At 44.8% G+C, this 13,115-nt stretch carries 13 protein-coding genes; 8 read left to right on the top strand and 5 right to left on the bottom strand.

Features of this window, described 5'->3' with window-relative positions:
- Positions 1-392: 392 nt before the first annotated feature.
- From AC58QC_RS04805 to AC58QC_RS04790, 4 genes are read left to right on the top strand one after another with little or no spacing between them, the layout of a single operon-like run.
- On the top strand, positions 393-1,022 hold the full coding sequence (locus AC58QC_RS04805; protein ID WP_497414040.1) for a YhbD family protein: 630 nt from the start codon (positions 393-395) through the stop codon (positions 1,020-1,022).
- 13 nt (positions 1,023-1,035) lie between these two features.
- On the top strand, positions 1,036-1,713 hold the full coding sequence (locus AC58QC_RS04800; RefSeq protein WP_497414039.1) for a polymer-forming cytoskeletal protein: 678 nt from the start codon (positions 1,036-1,038) through the stop codon (positions 1,711-1,713).
- A 25-nt stretch (positions 1,714-1,738) separates the two neighbouring features.
- Positions 1,739-2,479, top strand: coding sequence for a hypothetical protein (locus AC58QC_RS04795; protein WP_497414038.1), 741 nt, complete (start codon positions 1,739-1,741; stop codon positions 2,477-2,479).
- Positions 2,480-2,536: 57 nt separating this feature from the next.
- On the top strand, positions 2,537-4,084 hold the full coding sequence (locus AC58QC_RS04790) for an MDR family MFS transporter (protein ID WP_497414037.1): 1,548 nt from the start codon (positions 2,537-2,539) through the stop codon (positions 4,082-4,084).
- 87 nt (positions 4,085-4,171) lie between these two features.
- Here the strand turns inward: AC58QC_RS04790 and AC58QC_RS04785 are convergent, their stop codons facing one another.
- A complete protein-coding gene (locus tag AC58QC_RS04785) occupies positions 4,172-4,885 on the bottom strand; it encodes a response regulator transcription factor (RefSeq protein ID WP_497414036.1) in 714 nt (237 codons plus the stop codon).
- Positions 4,886-5,028: 143 nt separating this feature from the next.
- On the opposite strand from AC58QC_RS04785, the gene trmL reads away from it, so the two are divergent.
- Together trmL and AC58QC_RS04775 are read left to right on the top strand one after the other, a co-directional pair.
- Positions 5,029-5,493 (top strand): tRNA (uridine(34)/cytosine(34)/5-carboxymethylaminomethyluridine(34)-2'-O)-methyltransferase TrmL, encoded by a 465-nt coding sequence (trmL, locus tag AC58QC_RS04780; protein WP_497414035.1) that lies wholly within the window; start codon positions 5,029-5,031, stop codon positions 5,491-5,493.
- A 193-nt stretch (positions 5,494-5,686) separates the two neighbouring features.
- Positions 5,687-5,941, top strand: a complete 255-nt coding sequence (locus tag AC58QC_RS04775; protein WP_497252147.1) for an AbrB/MazE/SpoVT family DNA-binding domain-containing protein — start codon at positions 5,687-5,689, stop codon at positions 5,939-5,941.
- A gap of 273 nt (positions 5,942-6,214) precedes the next feature.
- Here AC58QC_RS04775 and AC58QC_RS04770 read toward each other — a convergent pair whose 3' ends face one another.
- The 4 genes from AC58QC_RS04770 to AC58QC_RS04755 are packed head-to-tail and all read right to left on the bottom strand — an operon-like array spanning position 6,215 to position 11,201.
- Complete coding sequence (locus AC58QC_RS04770) at positions 6,215-7,288, bottom strand: phosphodiester glycosidase family protein (RefSeq protein WP_497414034.1); 1,074 nt, start codon at positions 7,286-7,288, stop codon at positions 6,215-6,217.
- Entirely contained in the window at positions 7,288-7,719 is a 432-nt protein-coding gene (locus tag AC58QC_RS04765) for a hypothetical protein (protein WP_497414033.1), read from the bottom strand. The genes AC58QC_RS04770 and AC58QC_RS04765 overlap by 1 nt, the downstream gene beginning before the upstream one ends.
- A 52-nt stretch (positions 7,720-7,771) precedes the next feature.
- Positions 7,772-9,400: a response regulator gene (locus AC58QC_RS04760; protein ID WP_497414032.1), complete on the bottom strand. Its 1,629-nt coding sequence runs from the start codon at positions 9,398-9,400 to the stop codon at positions 7,772-7,774.
- Position 9,401: 1 nt separating this feature from the next.
- Positions 9,402-11,201: a cache domain-containing sensor histidine kinase gene (locus AC58QC_RS04755; RefSeq protein ID WP_497414031.1), complete on the bottom strand. Its 1,800-nt coding sequence runs from the start codon at positions 11,199-11,201 to the stop codon at positions 9,402-9,404.
- 184 nt (positions 11,202-11,385) lie between these two features.
- Here AC58QC_RS04755 and AC58QC_RS04750 point away from each other — a divergent pair, with 184 nt between their 5' ends.
- Together AC58QC_RS04750 and AC58QC_RS04745 are read left to right on the top strand one after the other, a co-directional pair.
- Positions 11,386-12,270 carry a carbohydrate ABC transporter permease gene (locus AC58QC_RS04750; RefSeq protein WP_497414030.1) on the top strand — a complete coding sequence of 295 codons (885 nt, stop codon included), beginning with the start codon at positions 11,386-11,388 and terminating at the stop codon, positions 12,268-12,270.
- A complete protein-coding gene (locus AC58QC_RS04745) occupies positions 12,270-13,106 on the top strand; it encodes a carbohydrate ABC transporter permease (RefSeq protein WP_497414029.1) in 837 nt (278 codons plus the stop codon). Before AC58QC_RS04750 ends, AC58QC_RS04745 begins: the two co-directional genes overlap by 1 nt.
- Positions 13,107-13,115: the final 9 nt, after the last annotated feature.

Here is a 13,115-nt window from a genome sequence, read left to right as displayed (position 1 = left end):
TCCATGGAGTCCTCTAAGTCGAAAAAATCGACTTAATCCGGCCAATCGAGCTCGATGGAGACCTCTAAGTCGAAAAAATCGACTTAATCCGGCCAATGGGGCTCGATGGAGTCCTCTAAGTCGAAAAAATCGATTTAATCCGGCCAATCGGGCTCGATGGAGTCCTCTAAGTCGAAAAAATCGACTTAATCCGGCCAATCGAGCTCGATGGAGACCTCTAAGTCGAAAAAATCGACTTAATCCGGCCAATGGGGCTCGATGGAGACTTCTAAGTCGAAAAAATCGACCAACTTGCATGGAATCGTGCCCGGCACGGGAAGGGTTCAGTCTCAAGACTGATTTACTGCGTAACAATGTTATGTTACATTAAAATAGCAAAGGAGGGATGTAGGTTGGAAGAGGATTTGATATCGAAAAAAGAGCTGCTAGAACTAACAGGCATATCATATGGTCAATTATACCGCTGGAAGCGTAAGAACTTAGTTCCCGAGGAATGGTTTATACGGAAATCAGCGTTTACTGGGCAGGAAACGTTCTTCCCGAAGGGACAGATGCTGGCGCGTATCGATAAAATTTTAAATATGAAAGATGATTTATCGTTGGACGAATTAGCCGATGTGTTCTCGATCGTTCCAAGTGATTTAAAAATAGACAAATTAGAGCTAGTGAAACGAAACATTGTTTCTCTGCAAACGATTGAGTATGCATCCCCATTTTTGGACGCTACAGCGGTATATAGCTTTGAACAAACGTTGTTTCTATTCCTATTAGAGGATTGCTTACAATCTGGTGAAATGAGCTTAGATGAAGGAAAGCACCTGCTTCTGACAATGAAAGAGCAGTATGCCAAGTTCGAAGGAAAGCCCTGTGATTTGATTTTTATCCGTAAGATGGGCTTAACATTGTTTCTACTTGTAACAACAGGCAGTGAGCTGTATTTCGAGCATGGGGTGAAGGTTGTGCTCCGCTTACAGATAGCGAAGAAAATAGAAGAGCTAAAGCTGAAAATAACAACAGTGTGAGGAGGTGGCATCCATGCAGGCAGACACGAAACGTAATTTGTTGATTTCCGGAATAGGTTCTTCGAACGGCGGGAGCTTTCGTGCAGTCAAAATTGATGGCATCGGACGTTTGGAAGGGGACATTACTTGCTCCAATTTTAATCTAAACGGTCGAGCGGAAGTGAATGGGAGCATCGCGTCTCAAACAGCTGAGATGAATGGAACCCTAACGATTCATGGAAATCTGAAGGCGGAGCGTACCCGTATTCATGGCAGAATCAAGATTGAGGGCAATTATGCTGGCGAAAGCCTTGAAATCAATGGTGCGACAATAATATCAGGCAGCTGTGAGGCAGAGAAGTTTAAAGCGAATGGAAAGCTGCAAGTGGGTACTCTCAATGCGGATACCATCCTTGTCACCCTGCATGGACACTGCAAAATTGCGGAGATCGGCGGGGAACGAATCCAAATTCGCAAGCAGTCGGGCATTGATTTGGTTCGTTGGTTGAAGATTCTGCCTAAGGCCATCGGCAATCATTTGACAGCGCAAACGATTGAGGGTGATCATATTTATCTGGAGTATACTTCTGCTGAGGTTGTTAGAGGGGCCAATATTACGATCGGACCTGGCTGTGAGATTGGACTTATTGAATACACGGAGAATCTCGAACAAGATAAACGCTCCAAAGTGAAGCATAGTGAAAAATTGTAGCAAAGAGAGGAGGGTTTGAGGTACAATGGGAATAGATACAAACAAACGTTCGACAATTGGTAATTTGAGCATTACGGGCAGCTCGACCGCGGCAGGCGGCCTCTATGATCGTGTGAAAATTGTTGGAGAAGGCATCATCGAAGGTGATCTGAAATGTCGTCTTATGAAATGTGTAGGCACCTTAGAGATGGAAGGTGATATGCAGACAGGCCATGCAGGCATTGTGGGCACATTTTCATTGACGGGCAATGTTCAAAGCGATAGAATGAAAAATTCGGGGACGGTGAGTATCAGTGGTGATGCAGATATTGGCTCACTTACTGGCTCGGGGACGATGGAAGTGAAAGGCCATATGCAAGGCACTCAGATCGCGTTAAAGGGCCACATCACTGTGGGAGGAGATTGCGAAGTTGATGTCTTTAAGCTGAAGGGTATGTTTGATGTTGGGGGACTACTTAACGCAGGGGAGATCGACATTAGACTTTTCCAAGACTCCACAGCGAAGGAAATCGGCGGGGAGAAAATTAGAATCCGTAAAGCGAGTTTGCTTCATCCGTTAAGCTTCTTCTTCAGACCCTCATCGCATGCCGCGGTAACGGTTTCGGTGATTGAAGGTGATGATATTTACTTGGAGCATACGAGAGCAAAGGTTGTTCGCGGTAACCAAGTCGTTATTGGTCCTGGTTGCAATGTCGATCTGGTGGAATACAAGGTGCATCTTGAGAAAAAGAAGGGTGCCATTGTCAAGGAATCCCGCAAGATGTAGTAAGCGTGTAAGTTGGAAGAGTTACAACGAAAACAAAATGTAAAGGAATGTGTAAGCATGACGAGTAAAGGCAATAAAGTAGGCTTTGTGCTAGCTGGTCTACTCCTAGCAATGTTGATGGCGTCAATGGATAATACCATTGTTGCTACTGCGATGGGAACCATCGTAGGAGATCTTGGCGGACTCGATAAGTTTGTATGGGTAACATCCGCTTATATGGTCGCGGAAATGGCGGGCATGCCGATCTTTGGGAAGCTGTCCGATATGTTCGGGCGCAAACGATTTTTTATTTTTGGCTTAATTGTTTTCTTGCTTGCCTCCATTCTGTGTGGTACAGCAGAAAGTATTGTACAGCTTAGTATTTACCGTGCGCTGCAAGGGATCGGTGGCGGAGCGTTAATTCCAATTGCGTTCACCATCATGTTTGATACGGTCCCTGTTGAACAACGTGGTAAGCTAGGCGGTTTGTTCGGCGCGGTGTTCGGTTTATCCAGTATTTTCGGGCCGTTGCTTGGCGCGTATATTACGGATTATATTAACTGGCATTGGGTCTTCTATGTGAATATTCCTCTTGGTATATTGGCGCTTATCTTTATTGCTATCTACTACAAAGAATCACCGATCCATACGAAACAAAAGATTGATTGGTGGGGAGCCGTTACGCTGGTTGGAGCTGTTGTCAGCATGATGTTTGCACTTGAGCTTGGCGGCAATGAATATGCGTGGGATTCCAGCATTATTATAGGACTTTTTGCAGCTTTCACAGTGCTTACGATTTGTTTTATTTTCATTGAAAGAAAAGTCATCGAACCCATTATTTCATTCCCAATGTTTAAAAATCGTTTGTTTACGACGAGTAATGCGCTTGGTTTATTGAGTGGGATGGGCTTTATTACCGCATCCGTCTATATCCCCATTTATATTCAAGGTGTGCTCGGCGGAACAGCAACCAATTCAGGACTTGTTCTACTACCCATGATGGTAGGCTCTGTGTTCTCAGCCGTGGGTGGCGGTTTCTTAATGAACAAAATGCCATACCGTAACATTATGATGGTCTTTGTTGTCATCTTAGCAGCAGGTATGTTCATGCTGACGCAGCTTCAGCCAGATACAAGCCGCTGGTTTGTGACACTTTGCATGATTGTGGTCGGTGTTGGAATTGGTGCAAGTTTCTCCGTGCTATCCAATTCGGCGATTCATCATTTCGATCCGTCGCAACGCGGTTCTGTCAACGCGACAGTTTCCTTCGTCCGTTCCCTAGGTATGACGCTAGGGATTACGCTATTCGGGATCATTCAACGGAATGATTTCACAGCGAAGCTTAAAGAGATTTTCGCGGCGAGTGGGCAAGGCAACATGTCGGATAATCCGGCATTCAGTGATCCAAGGGTTCTACTGGCACCAGAAATGCGTGCCCAAATCCCTACGCCAATTTTAGATAAGATTACGGCTGAGTTATCTTCCTCGATTACGTACACCTTCATGTGGGCATTGATTCCAACAGCCTTGGCTGTCGTAGCAGCGGTTCTAATGAGTAAAGAACGTTTAAGCGAATCGTTGGAGCATAAGCAAGCTGAGCAAGCAGCAGCAGAACTGAAAGCTTAATGTAAAGAGGCCTCAGCTAAGTAGGATGTTCTACTTGGCTGAGGCTATTTTCATGCAATCGTACCGGATAACCCACTCATATACGGCTTAAGCGTAGGATTCCTTGATGACAGGCTCAGTCAGCTTGTAGCCGACGTTGCGAATGGTCATGATATACTCAGGGTGACGTGCATTTTGCTCAATCTTGTCACGCAGATGTGAGATATGGACATCAACGATACGCGTATCGCCAAGGAAGTGATAATCCCAGACGCCATGAAGCAGCTGTTGCCGACTAAGCACTTTACCACGATGCTTGCAGAGGAAAAGAAGCAGTTCGAATTCCTTCGGCGTAAGCTCGATAGGCGCGCCATTCATCGTCACTTCACGTTGCTCTGCTTTGACAGAGATTTGGCCAATCGCGATAGGCGCTTCTTCCGTGGTGGAAGGCAAAGTCTGGATCCGACGATGGATCGCTTGAATGCGAGAGACGAGCTCCAGCGGTGAGAATGGCTTTGTCATGTAATCATCTGCGCCGTTGTCCAAACCGGCAATTTTATCGGTAAGATCCTGCATGGCTGTTAACATAATGATTGGGACAAGGTTGTTCTGGCTTCTAAGTTTGCGGCATACCTGTAAGCCGTCCATTTTGGGCAGCATGAGATCAAGGACGATGAGATCAGGGCGGAACGATTGAATCGCACTGAAGACAGCTTCCCCGTCGAACACGCAGTGTACCTCAAAGCCGGCAAGCTTGAGGTTGAATTCAATAAGCATTGAGATGGAAGGTTCGTCATCAACAATAAGAATTTTCTTTTTCATCGTTAGGTAGACTCCTTTTAATGAAGGATAACTCTAGTATGACGTACCTCTATCATCGCGATATTAAGATAAAGTTAACGCTGTGTTAAATTGCAATCCACCATCGGTTATAATAGGATAGATAATGAGGTGAATGAACAGAGATGGCTTTTCATATTGTATTAGTAGAACCCGAAATTCCTGCGAACACAGGCAATATTTCACGAACATGTGCTGCAACAGGCACTCATCTTCATTTGGTCCGCCCCCTTGGCTTTGATACCGATGATAAGACGCTGAAGCGCGCTGGACTTGATTATTGGCATTCTGTAAAGATTGACTACCACGACTCATTCGATGAGGTTTTGGCGGCGTACGAGGGCCATAGATTCTTCTTCGCTTCGACGAAAGCGAGCAAGCGCTACTCGGACTTTACCTTCCAAGATGGCGATTTCTTCGTGTTTGGCAAGGAGACCAAAGGACTTCCGGAGGAGCTATTGCGTCAGCATCCAGATACGCTAATTCGGTTGCCAATGACCGATACGGTTAGATCGTTAAATCTTTCCAACTCTGCTGCCATTATCTTATATGAGGGATTGCGCCAGACTGGATTTATAGGTCTTGAGTAGGATTCTTGCGACCTATATTTTTTAGGGCTGAACCGACATTTTTGACAGGAAAAGAAAGTTTTCTGGGTCTAAGCAGAAGGAATTTCATGAAACACGGCGAATAGTATCGGTAAGCTCGATATTGCTATGTTGGTCGAAGTGAAATTGCCGGAAACGTAGAAAACGTCTGGGAAAAGAGAGGTGAAGTCCTATGATGAAGCCAGCTGGAGTCGTACGTAAAGTCGATCAATTGGGACGAATCGTATTGCCTAAATCGTTACGAAAGCGATATCAAATGAACGAAGGAGATCCTGTAGAAATTCTAGTACAGGGTGACCATATCATTCTCGAGAGGTATCGTCCGAAATGTGTGTTCTGCGGTAGCATGGAAAGTGTCAGTGAATTCAAAGAACGTTATATTTGCGGCGTTTGTATAACTGAAATGAACCTGCTTAAGGCGAGAGCCTAGTAGTTAAAAAAGAAAAGCATCGCTTCCTCCAATTGGAGAAGGCGATGCTTTTTTTCTTTAATTAAAGGCCCTTTGTTTTGTCCTCGTTATAGGAAGCCGTCATCATCGCGACGAGGAATAATAGAAAAACGGCATTAACGAGCCAAAATGTTGTGGATAAACCGAACATTGCTGCACCTCCTATAGGGTTAAAGAGCGTTTTTGCACATAGTTAAGGCTTATTATACCCAACCATCCCCAAAAAAGAAACGAATTTTGTGTGAATAATTTGGGTCATTTGAAAAACAAGAGGTTCGTAGCTAGTGGTCGCAGTCTTCCATCAGAAGGACGGTTGATTACGCTTCCTCCCCAGACTAACGTCGTAGAGCCGCCTCCATCTAAATTATAAGCATCAACGACGCCTAATTGCTGCAACTTGTCTTGCAGCTCTGCAAGCGTAGCACCTGAATTACCGCTCTCGTCGTAGCCGTCCGTGACGAGGAACAAGAGCTGGTCATGCTTATAATTGGCCATCACTGTTCGAGCGGCTCTAGCCGGTGAACTCTGCCATTGATACGGAATGGACAGCTTGCTGCCATTTTTGATCAGCACAGGGACGAAGGTCGTTCCCATTAGAGGGTTCAACTTGTCGAGCTCTGCCTGTGAGCTGAACTTTCCACCTATCAGCTTGCGGTCTTTGTTCAAGCCGATGAAAGCCGTGTCATTATTGGTGGGAAAGAAGCCGTTGACATATTTCCCGTTCATAACGGTGGTGTCAAGCGGATAGCGCCTTCCGCGATTGTCGTCTGCGAAGCCGCCAGCGTTAATCCCAACAACGGCGCCATAGCGAGTAGCTGCGGCTAATGTTGTTTCACTGGAGCCGAGTTTGTCATTCCCCAAGACGAGCTTAATGGCTTTATCGCTCTTCAGGTTTACTTTAAGAGCATAACCTGAATAATGTTTTTCATTCAAAGCAAACAGTTGAATGTCGATATTGCCTGAAGTCGCTTGGCGGATTGGACTGCCAAGCTTGTCTGTAATACGTGCATCGTAGATAAGTCCGGGTTTGGCGACTTGTGAGGCCGCGCTCTGGAGCAAGGCTGTTACTTCCGCCGTGCTCTTCTCGTATAGCTGGAAATACTGCTGAATAATGGTTTTGGTTTGGACCGCATCCGTATTCGCTTGGGTAAGCAGGTTGTTCATAGTAAGCGTTTCTTGATGGAAATTGACCGGTACCGATGCCTCTGGAGCCCGTAAGGGGATGGAAATATGTAAGGAGACGAAGAGCAGCCAAATCAGCATTCCCAGAAAGGGTGCGCAAGCAAGCAACATGACACGATTAAGTTGCTGAATCGAATTCGCTGTCATTATTTCAACACATCCAGATTTTTGGTCAGCTCATCCAGCTTCTTCTTGACGTCAGCTAGCTGCGTATAAAGTTGATTACTATTATCGGTCTTGCTGTTAGCGCTATCTTTGGTGAAAGCCAGCAGTTCATTCAATGAATCTACTTTGGCTTGCAAAGTCTTCATATCGGAAGTTACACTATCCTTCAATTGAGAGACTTGCTTCTGATAATCTTGTTGAATGACTTGTAATTGCTGCTGGGTTTGCTGTGCGATATCGGTCGATATTTGTTGCCTCAGATGCTCGGTGTACATCATCGTAGCTGCTACTCCGACTGCGATCAGCATGGCCCAACCCACAAATAACATGACGTACGTTTTCTTCTTGACCCTGGTTGCCTTTGATGTGCGGGGAAAAGAATTCGCCGATACATTCTCAATGGGCATACTCATGAAAATCACCTCTTACTACTAGTATAGCATATTCCAATATTTTCTCGGAAGTTTAGATAGAATTCGTTGTTTTTCGATATTCATTGGGGGTCATGCCCGACATTTTTTTGAAAACTTTGCTGAAATATTTCTCATCCTGATAGCCAACCATCTCAGCAACCTGTGAAATACGTAGATTCGGATTACAGAGCAGTACCTTGGCCTTGCTCATCCGAATTTGACCTAAGTAATCAGAGAGATTGACTTCAAATTCCTGCTTAAATTTGCGTGAAATGTACTCGCGGCTGAGATAGAAGCGGCTGGCAATATCCGCAAGCGAAATATCTTCATGATAATGTTTTTCCAGAAAGCTAGCGATTTCGAAAATCACATTATTATCCTTGTGCTGGCTCTCCAGATGAAGCTTGGATACCTGTACGAGGCTGCGGGTAAGCTCTTGCTGCCAAAGAGATAAAGATAGGATCCCTTTCTCATCGAGCGTAATAATCGCGGCTGCGCTATCCTCAAGGAGCAACGGATGGATCTCCTCCTCTCGGGTATTCGGTATGAGTTGCTGGATCCAGCGACGCATCATCACCCGATATTCTCCCCACCAATGCTCAAGTTGTTCAGGGGTAATAATCTCACAACTTCGTATGGCATCGATCCATAGCTGAACGATATCCTGGATCTGATCCTCATTCCCACTACGCAGGGCTAGATGAATTTGCTCCTCAAATTGGTGGAAAGTCAACGTTGTTTGTGACCCCTTGGTCGTGTGCCAAGTATTATGGATCCACGTTTCTTTGGATTTCAAATTACGGTGCCTTAGCGCATCGCGCGCTTCCTGATAGCTTAGCTTCAAATGGGCAGGAAAATTGTGTGCACTCCCAATCCCAAAGTCCACACGGGTATGAAGCGCGGTTCGAATGCCATCGTTAATCGTTGCTAGCAGCTCTTCTGCCATGGTGGGAGACGACCATAAGAGAAGCACGATTTCATTCGGATTATGCCAATGTCGAAATGCGTAGCCGCGCTTCTGCGAGACGATAAATTCATTGCAAATATTAATCAATGAGAAGGCAAGAAGATCGATATTTTGACTGAATTTATTTTTAATACTGGCTTCCATCGTATCTAATGAAAGAATGGCAACACGGCACGATGCAATGCTTCTGGATAAATGAAGCTCGCGCTCCAGCTGATCAGCTACCGGTTCATAGGTACTGGGTTCTGTGATTAGCGCTGAAAGCAGCTTGTCCCAGTATATCGGTTTAAATTGATTCACCTCGATATTTAGTTCTCGGTTGGCATGCCTTTGCTCCTCATCCTTGAGCCAGGTCTGTATAGCTTTATCCAAAGCTTCATTTAACTGATCCGGATCAATCGGTTTCAGAATATAATCCGTTCCGCCAAACTTCACGGTGTGTCGAAGTAAAGAGAAGTCGTCGTGGCCGCTGATGACGATGGTTTTGGAATCAGGAGTATAGCGATGCAGCCACTCTAACAGCTTGACACCGTTCATGACGGGCATCATCATATCGGTCATAATAATCTCGGGATGCTCATTGCGAATCAACGCAATAGCGGCTTCACCGTCAGGTGCCTCTAAGATCGTATCAATCCCATGTTGCTTCCAATTCACAAGCAAACGGATCGCGTCACGAACATGCTTCTCATCATCCACAAGTAGTACTTTCATATCAGGTAACTCCCTTTTTCATCGGAATAAGGATGACAATCCGCAAGCCTTGAGGTTGTACATGGTCAATCTCCAGTGTTGCATGATCATTGAAATAAAGCTGAACGCGAGTTAGGACGTTGCGTAGTCCAATATAGGAATCATCAGTGACGGAAGGTGCTTTTAATCGACTGCGGACTTCGCCCATCCGCTGATCTGTCATCCCGACCCCATTATCTGCCACAGTGAGCTTTAAGAAGTCCCCCTCAAGGGTAATTAGCCTCAATGACTCGATACGTAATAAACCCACGTCCTGCGAATGGCTTGGTTTAAAGCCATGCTTGAAATAATTTTCGACAAGTGGTTGAAGAATCATTTTAGGCACAGAGAAAGTTTGGGTTCCATCTTCAATATCGTAGATAATATCAAATTGGTGTTCAAAACGCTGCTTCTGCAGCTCTAAATAAGCCTTGATATGATCGATTTCTTTCCGTAGTGGAACGACAGATTCGTTGGTATTCATGCTGTAATGCATCATTTTGGCTAACGAATTAATCAGCGTGTAAATCTTCGGTGCTTCATGCTGCAAAGCCAGTGTTCCGATTGATTGCAAGGCATTATTAAGGAAATGTGGATTAATTTGCGCTTGCAGCGCCATCAGCTGATTCGATTTATTCGCCAGCTCTAGCCGATATTCGCGCATCACCATTTGATTCAAGTCCTGCATAAGCCCATGGAAACGATTTGCGAGAATGCCCATCTCATCGACCCTCGTCAACTCAATGTCACTTTGAGGATCACCAAGCCCAACTTGTCCAGTTTGAATTCTTGTAATGTAACGAATCAACTGCTTGATCGGAGCTGTGAAACGAATGCTAATATACACCGTTCCGGCCATGACAATCAGCATAGAGAAGGAAAGAATGAGGGCGTTAATGAAGGTCAACTGCCGAGCGTTCTTGGTGAGCTGCTCATATGGAAGACGCTTTACAATCGTCCAGTTCAGATAGTCTGTACGCATTTTCTCATACATATTAATTCCCGCAAAAGCACCTTTTGACCATTCATAGCTGCCTTTGTCAAGGGTACTGTGAACAGCCTCATCACCCCAATTGCCGTCTAATTGAAGTCCCCATTGGCTTGGATCCGGACCGAATACGATATGTCCCGTTTCATCTAATATGTAGAGTTCCTCTTGATCATGGGTGAATAGGCCTTGGGAAATATTAGAGACAAGGTCCAAATTCAAATCAATGACAAGCTCACCGATAGATTGATTGCTGGGTGAGTACATGATGTTACGGTGCATAGAAATAACTGGGGTTGGGTTAGAATATGCAGAGAGTGACATGCCATATAAATTGCTTTGGTGCTTTATTTCGAAATACACAAGCTTGCCCGCAGGGAATGGCTGTAGTCCCTCATATTTACCAGCCATGCTTACTTGAATGTCATTGTGGGTGAGAAAGGAACTGTTGCTAACGGAGGCATACAAGTAAATTTGTTTGATTTCCTTAACAGAATGTGACATGACTTGCAGACCGCTTTTGATCACTTTATCACTCTGATAATTGATCTCGCGCTGCGTTTGAATAATCTCATAAAATTGGCCAAGCTCAGCGATATTCCTTCCTGTGTAAATCGTGGAGGAGGCTTGAACCACACCATCTAGATAGTTCACGAGATTCGTTTTACCTTGTGAGAGCAAGGCGGAATTGTTGGTCAGCGTATCTTCTGTCACCTTCTGTTTGGTAAAGAAATAGGAGACCACAAGGGAGGTAAGGAAAGGCACGAGAGTGGCGATCAGCAGAAATAAGATCAATTTATTACGAATACTGTGTCGGATCAGGCTTCATCAGCTCGGTTTCTATAATGGGATTTTCCCCTACATTGTAGCAGGAGAGGTCAACAAATTCCACCTAATGCATCACCATCGTCAGTGTTTCAGGGGCATGGAGATCTCTATACTTGAAGAATAGAAGTAAAATGGTAAGGGGGATTTCCCAATGAAAACAAAAAGAATGCTTTCAGGATGGCTGCAGCAGTGGGTATTTATCGGACCTGCATTGCTATTCTTTAGTATCGTTGTTCTCGTTCCATTTCTGATGAGTATTTACTATTCATTTACAGAATGGAATGGTGTAACGACAGATGTAACCTTTAACGGGTTGGCAAATTTCAAGCAAATCCTATTCCATGATAAGGATTATCGCAACGCCTTCAGCTTCACGTCACGTTTGACGGTTACGAATGTGATTCTTACGAACCTTGTAGGTTTCTTGTTAGCGCTGCTGCTTACGCAGGCGTTGAAGACAAGGAATGTGCTGCGCACGATCTTTTTTATGCCTAACGTAATCGGAGGCTTGTTGCTCGGTTTTATTTGGCAGTTTATTTTCGTAAAAGGTTTTGCAACTGTAGGGAGCCTAACGGGTATCGGATTTTTCGAGCTACCTTGGTTAGGGACTTCATCAACCGCATTCTGGGCAATCGTCATTGTAAGTGTCTGGCAGGGTGCTGGCTATCTCATGATCATCTACATAGCAGCCCTATCAAATGTGCCCAAGGATATGCTGGAAGCTGCGTATATTGATGGTGCTTCTCGCTTGCAAGTATTGCGCAGTATCATCGTACCGCTCATTATGCCAGCTGTCACCGTCTGTTTGTTCTTGACGATTTCGTGGTCATTCAAAATCTTTGATTTGAACTTCTCCTTAACGAAAGGTGGACCCTTCAATTCAACCGAATCTGTTTCAATTAATATTTATCAAGAAGCTTTCCGTAACAATCGCTACGGCTTAGGTACGGCGAAAGCTCTCGTATTCTTCATTGTGGTTGCCATTATTTCAACCATCCAAGTGATGTACACCAAGCGCAAGGAGGTTGAGGTCTAATGGATTCCGTCAAAAAATATACAGGTCGATTATTTGCCTTTGAAGTTATTGGCATTCTAATTGCTTTACTGTTCTTGGTGCCGTTTTACTTCGTGATCGCGAATTCCTTGAAGACCTTTCCCGAGCTTGCAGCGAATACGGCTAAACTTCCTAGCTCTCTGTATCTGGATAACTACACCAAAGTATGGAGCATCATGAAGTTTCCGAAAGCGTTCTTCAACTCGCTGTTCATTACCGTTTTGAGTAATGTAGGGCTCGTGATCATCTCCTCGATGGCGGCATACCGCATGGTGAGAAGGTCCACGAAGTTCAATAATCTCGTTTTCTTGGCATTCGTTGCCGCTATGGTTATTCCATTCCAATCGATCATGATTCCACTTGTCCGGGTAGCAAGTCAAGTAGGTTTAATGGATAGTAAGCTTGGATTGGTTGCATGCTATTACGGATTCGGTGTTTCCTTAAATGTGTTCTTGTATCATGGCTTCATCAAGTCCATTCCACTGGAAATTGAGGAGTCGGCCAAAGTAGATGGCAGCTCAGCATATGGGGTGTTTTGGAAAATCGTATTCCCGCTGCTCAAGCCGATGTCGATTACGATTATCATTCTAAACAGCCTATGGATCTGGAATGACTATTTGCTTCCTTCGCTGGTACTAGGCAATCCGGAGCTGCGAACCATTCCTCTTGCAACTTTCTCCTTCTTCGGACAATACACGAAGCAGTGGGATTTAGCTCTTGCAGGGTTAACATTAAGTGTGCTGCCGATCGTAATATTCTTCTTGTTCTTGCAAAAGCACATTGTTGAAGGGATTACAGCAGGATCAGTAAAAGGATAACAAAATTGC

Source organism: Paenibacillus sp. J22P51, assembly GCF_059692215.1.
This window is presented reverse-complemented; position numbering and strand designations above follow the sequence as displayed.

Excerpts from the sequence above, each read along its gene's own strand:
- AC58QC_RS04800 (WP_497414039.1), top strand. The coding sequence starts at position 1,036 with ATGCAGGCAGACACGAAACGTAATTTGTTGATTTCCGGAATAGGTTCT.
- AC58QC_RS04760 (WP_497414032.1), bottom strand. The coding sequence starts at position 9,400 with ATGAAAGTACTACTTGTGGATGATGAGAAGCATGTTCGTGACGCGATC.
- trmL (WP_497414035.1), top strand. The coding sequence starts at position 5,029 with ATGGCTTTTCATATTGTATTAGTAGAACCCGAAATTCCTGCGAACACA.
- AC58QC_RS04750 (WP_497414030.1), top strand. The coding sequence starts at position 11,386 with ATGAAAACAAAAAGAATGCTTTCAGGATGGCTGCAGCAGTGGGTATTT.
- AC58QC_RS04790 (WP_497414037.1), top strand. The coding sequence starts at position 2,537 with ATGACGAGTAAAGGCAATAAAGTAGGCTTTGTGCTAGCTGGTCTACTC.
- AC58QC_RS04775 (WP_497252147.1), top strand. The coding sequence starts at position 5,687 with ATGAAGCCAGCTGGAGTCGTACGTAAAGTCGATCAATTGGGACGAATC.
- AC58QC_RS04770 (WP_497414034.1), bottom strand. The coding sequence starts at position 7,288 with ATGACAGCGAATTCGATTCAGCAACTTAATCGTGTCATGTTGCTTGCT.
- AC58QC_RS04785 (WP_497414036.1), bottom strand. The coding sequence starts at position 4,885 with ATGAAAAAGAAAATTCTTATTGTTGATGACGAACCTTCCATCTCAATG.
- AC58QC_RS04795 (WP_497414038.1), top strand. The coding sequence starts at position 1,739 with ATGGGAATAGATACAAACAAACGTTCGACAATTGGTAATTTGAGCATT.
- AC58QC_RS04745 (WP_497414029.1), top strand. The coding sequence starts at position 12,270 with ATGGATTCCGTCAAAAAATATACAGGTCGATTATTTGCCTTTGAAGTT.
- AC58QC_RS04765 (WP_497414033.1), bottom strand. The coding sequence starts at position 7,719 with ATGAGTATGCCCATTGAGAATGTATCGGCGAATTCTTTTCCCCGCACA.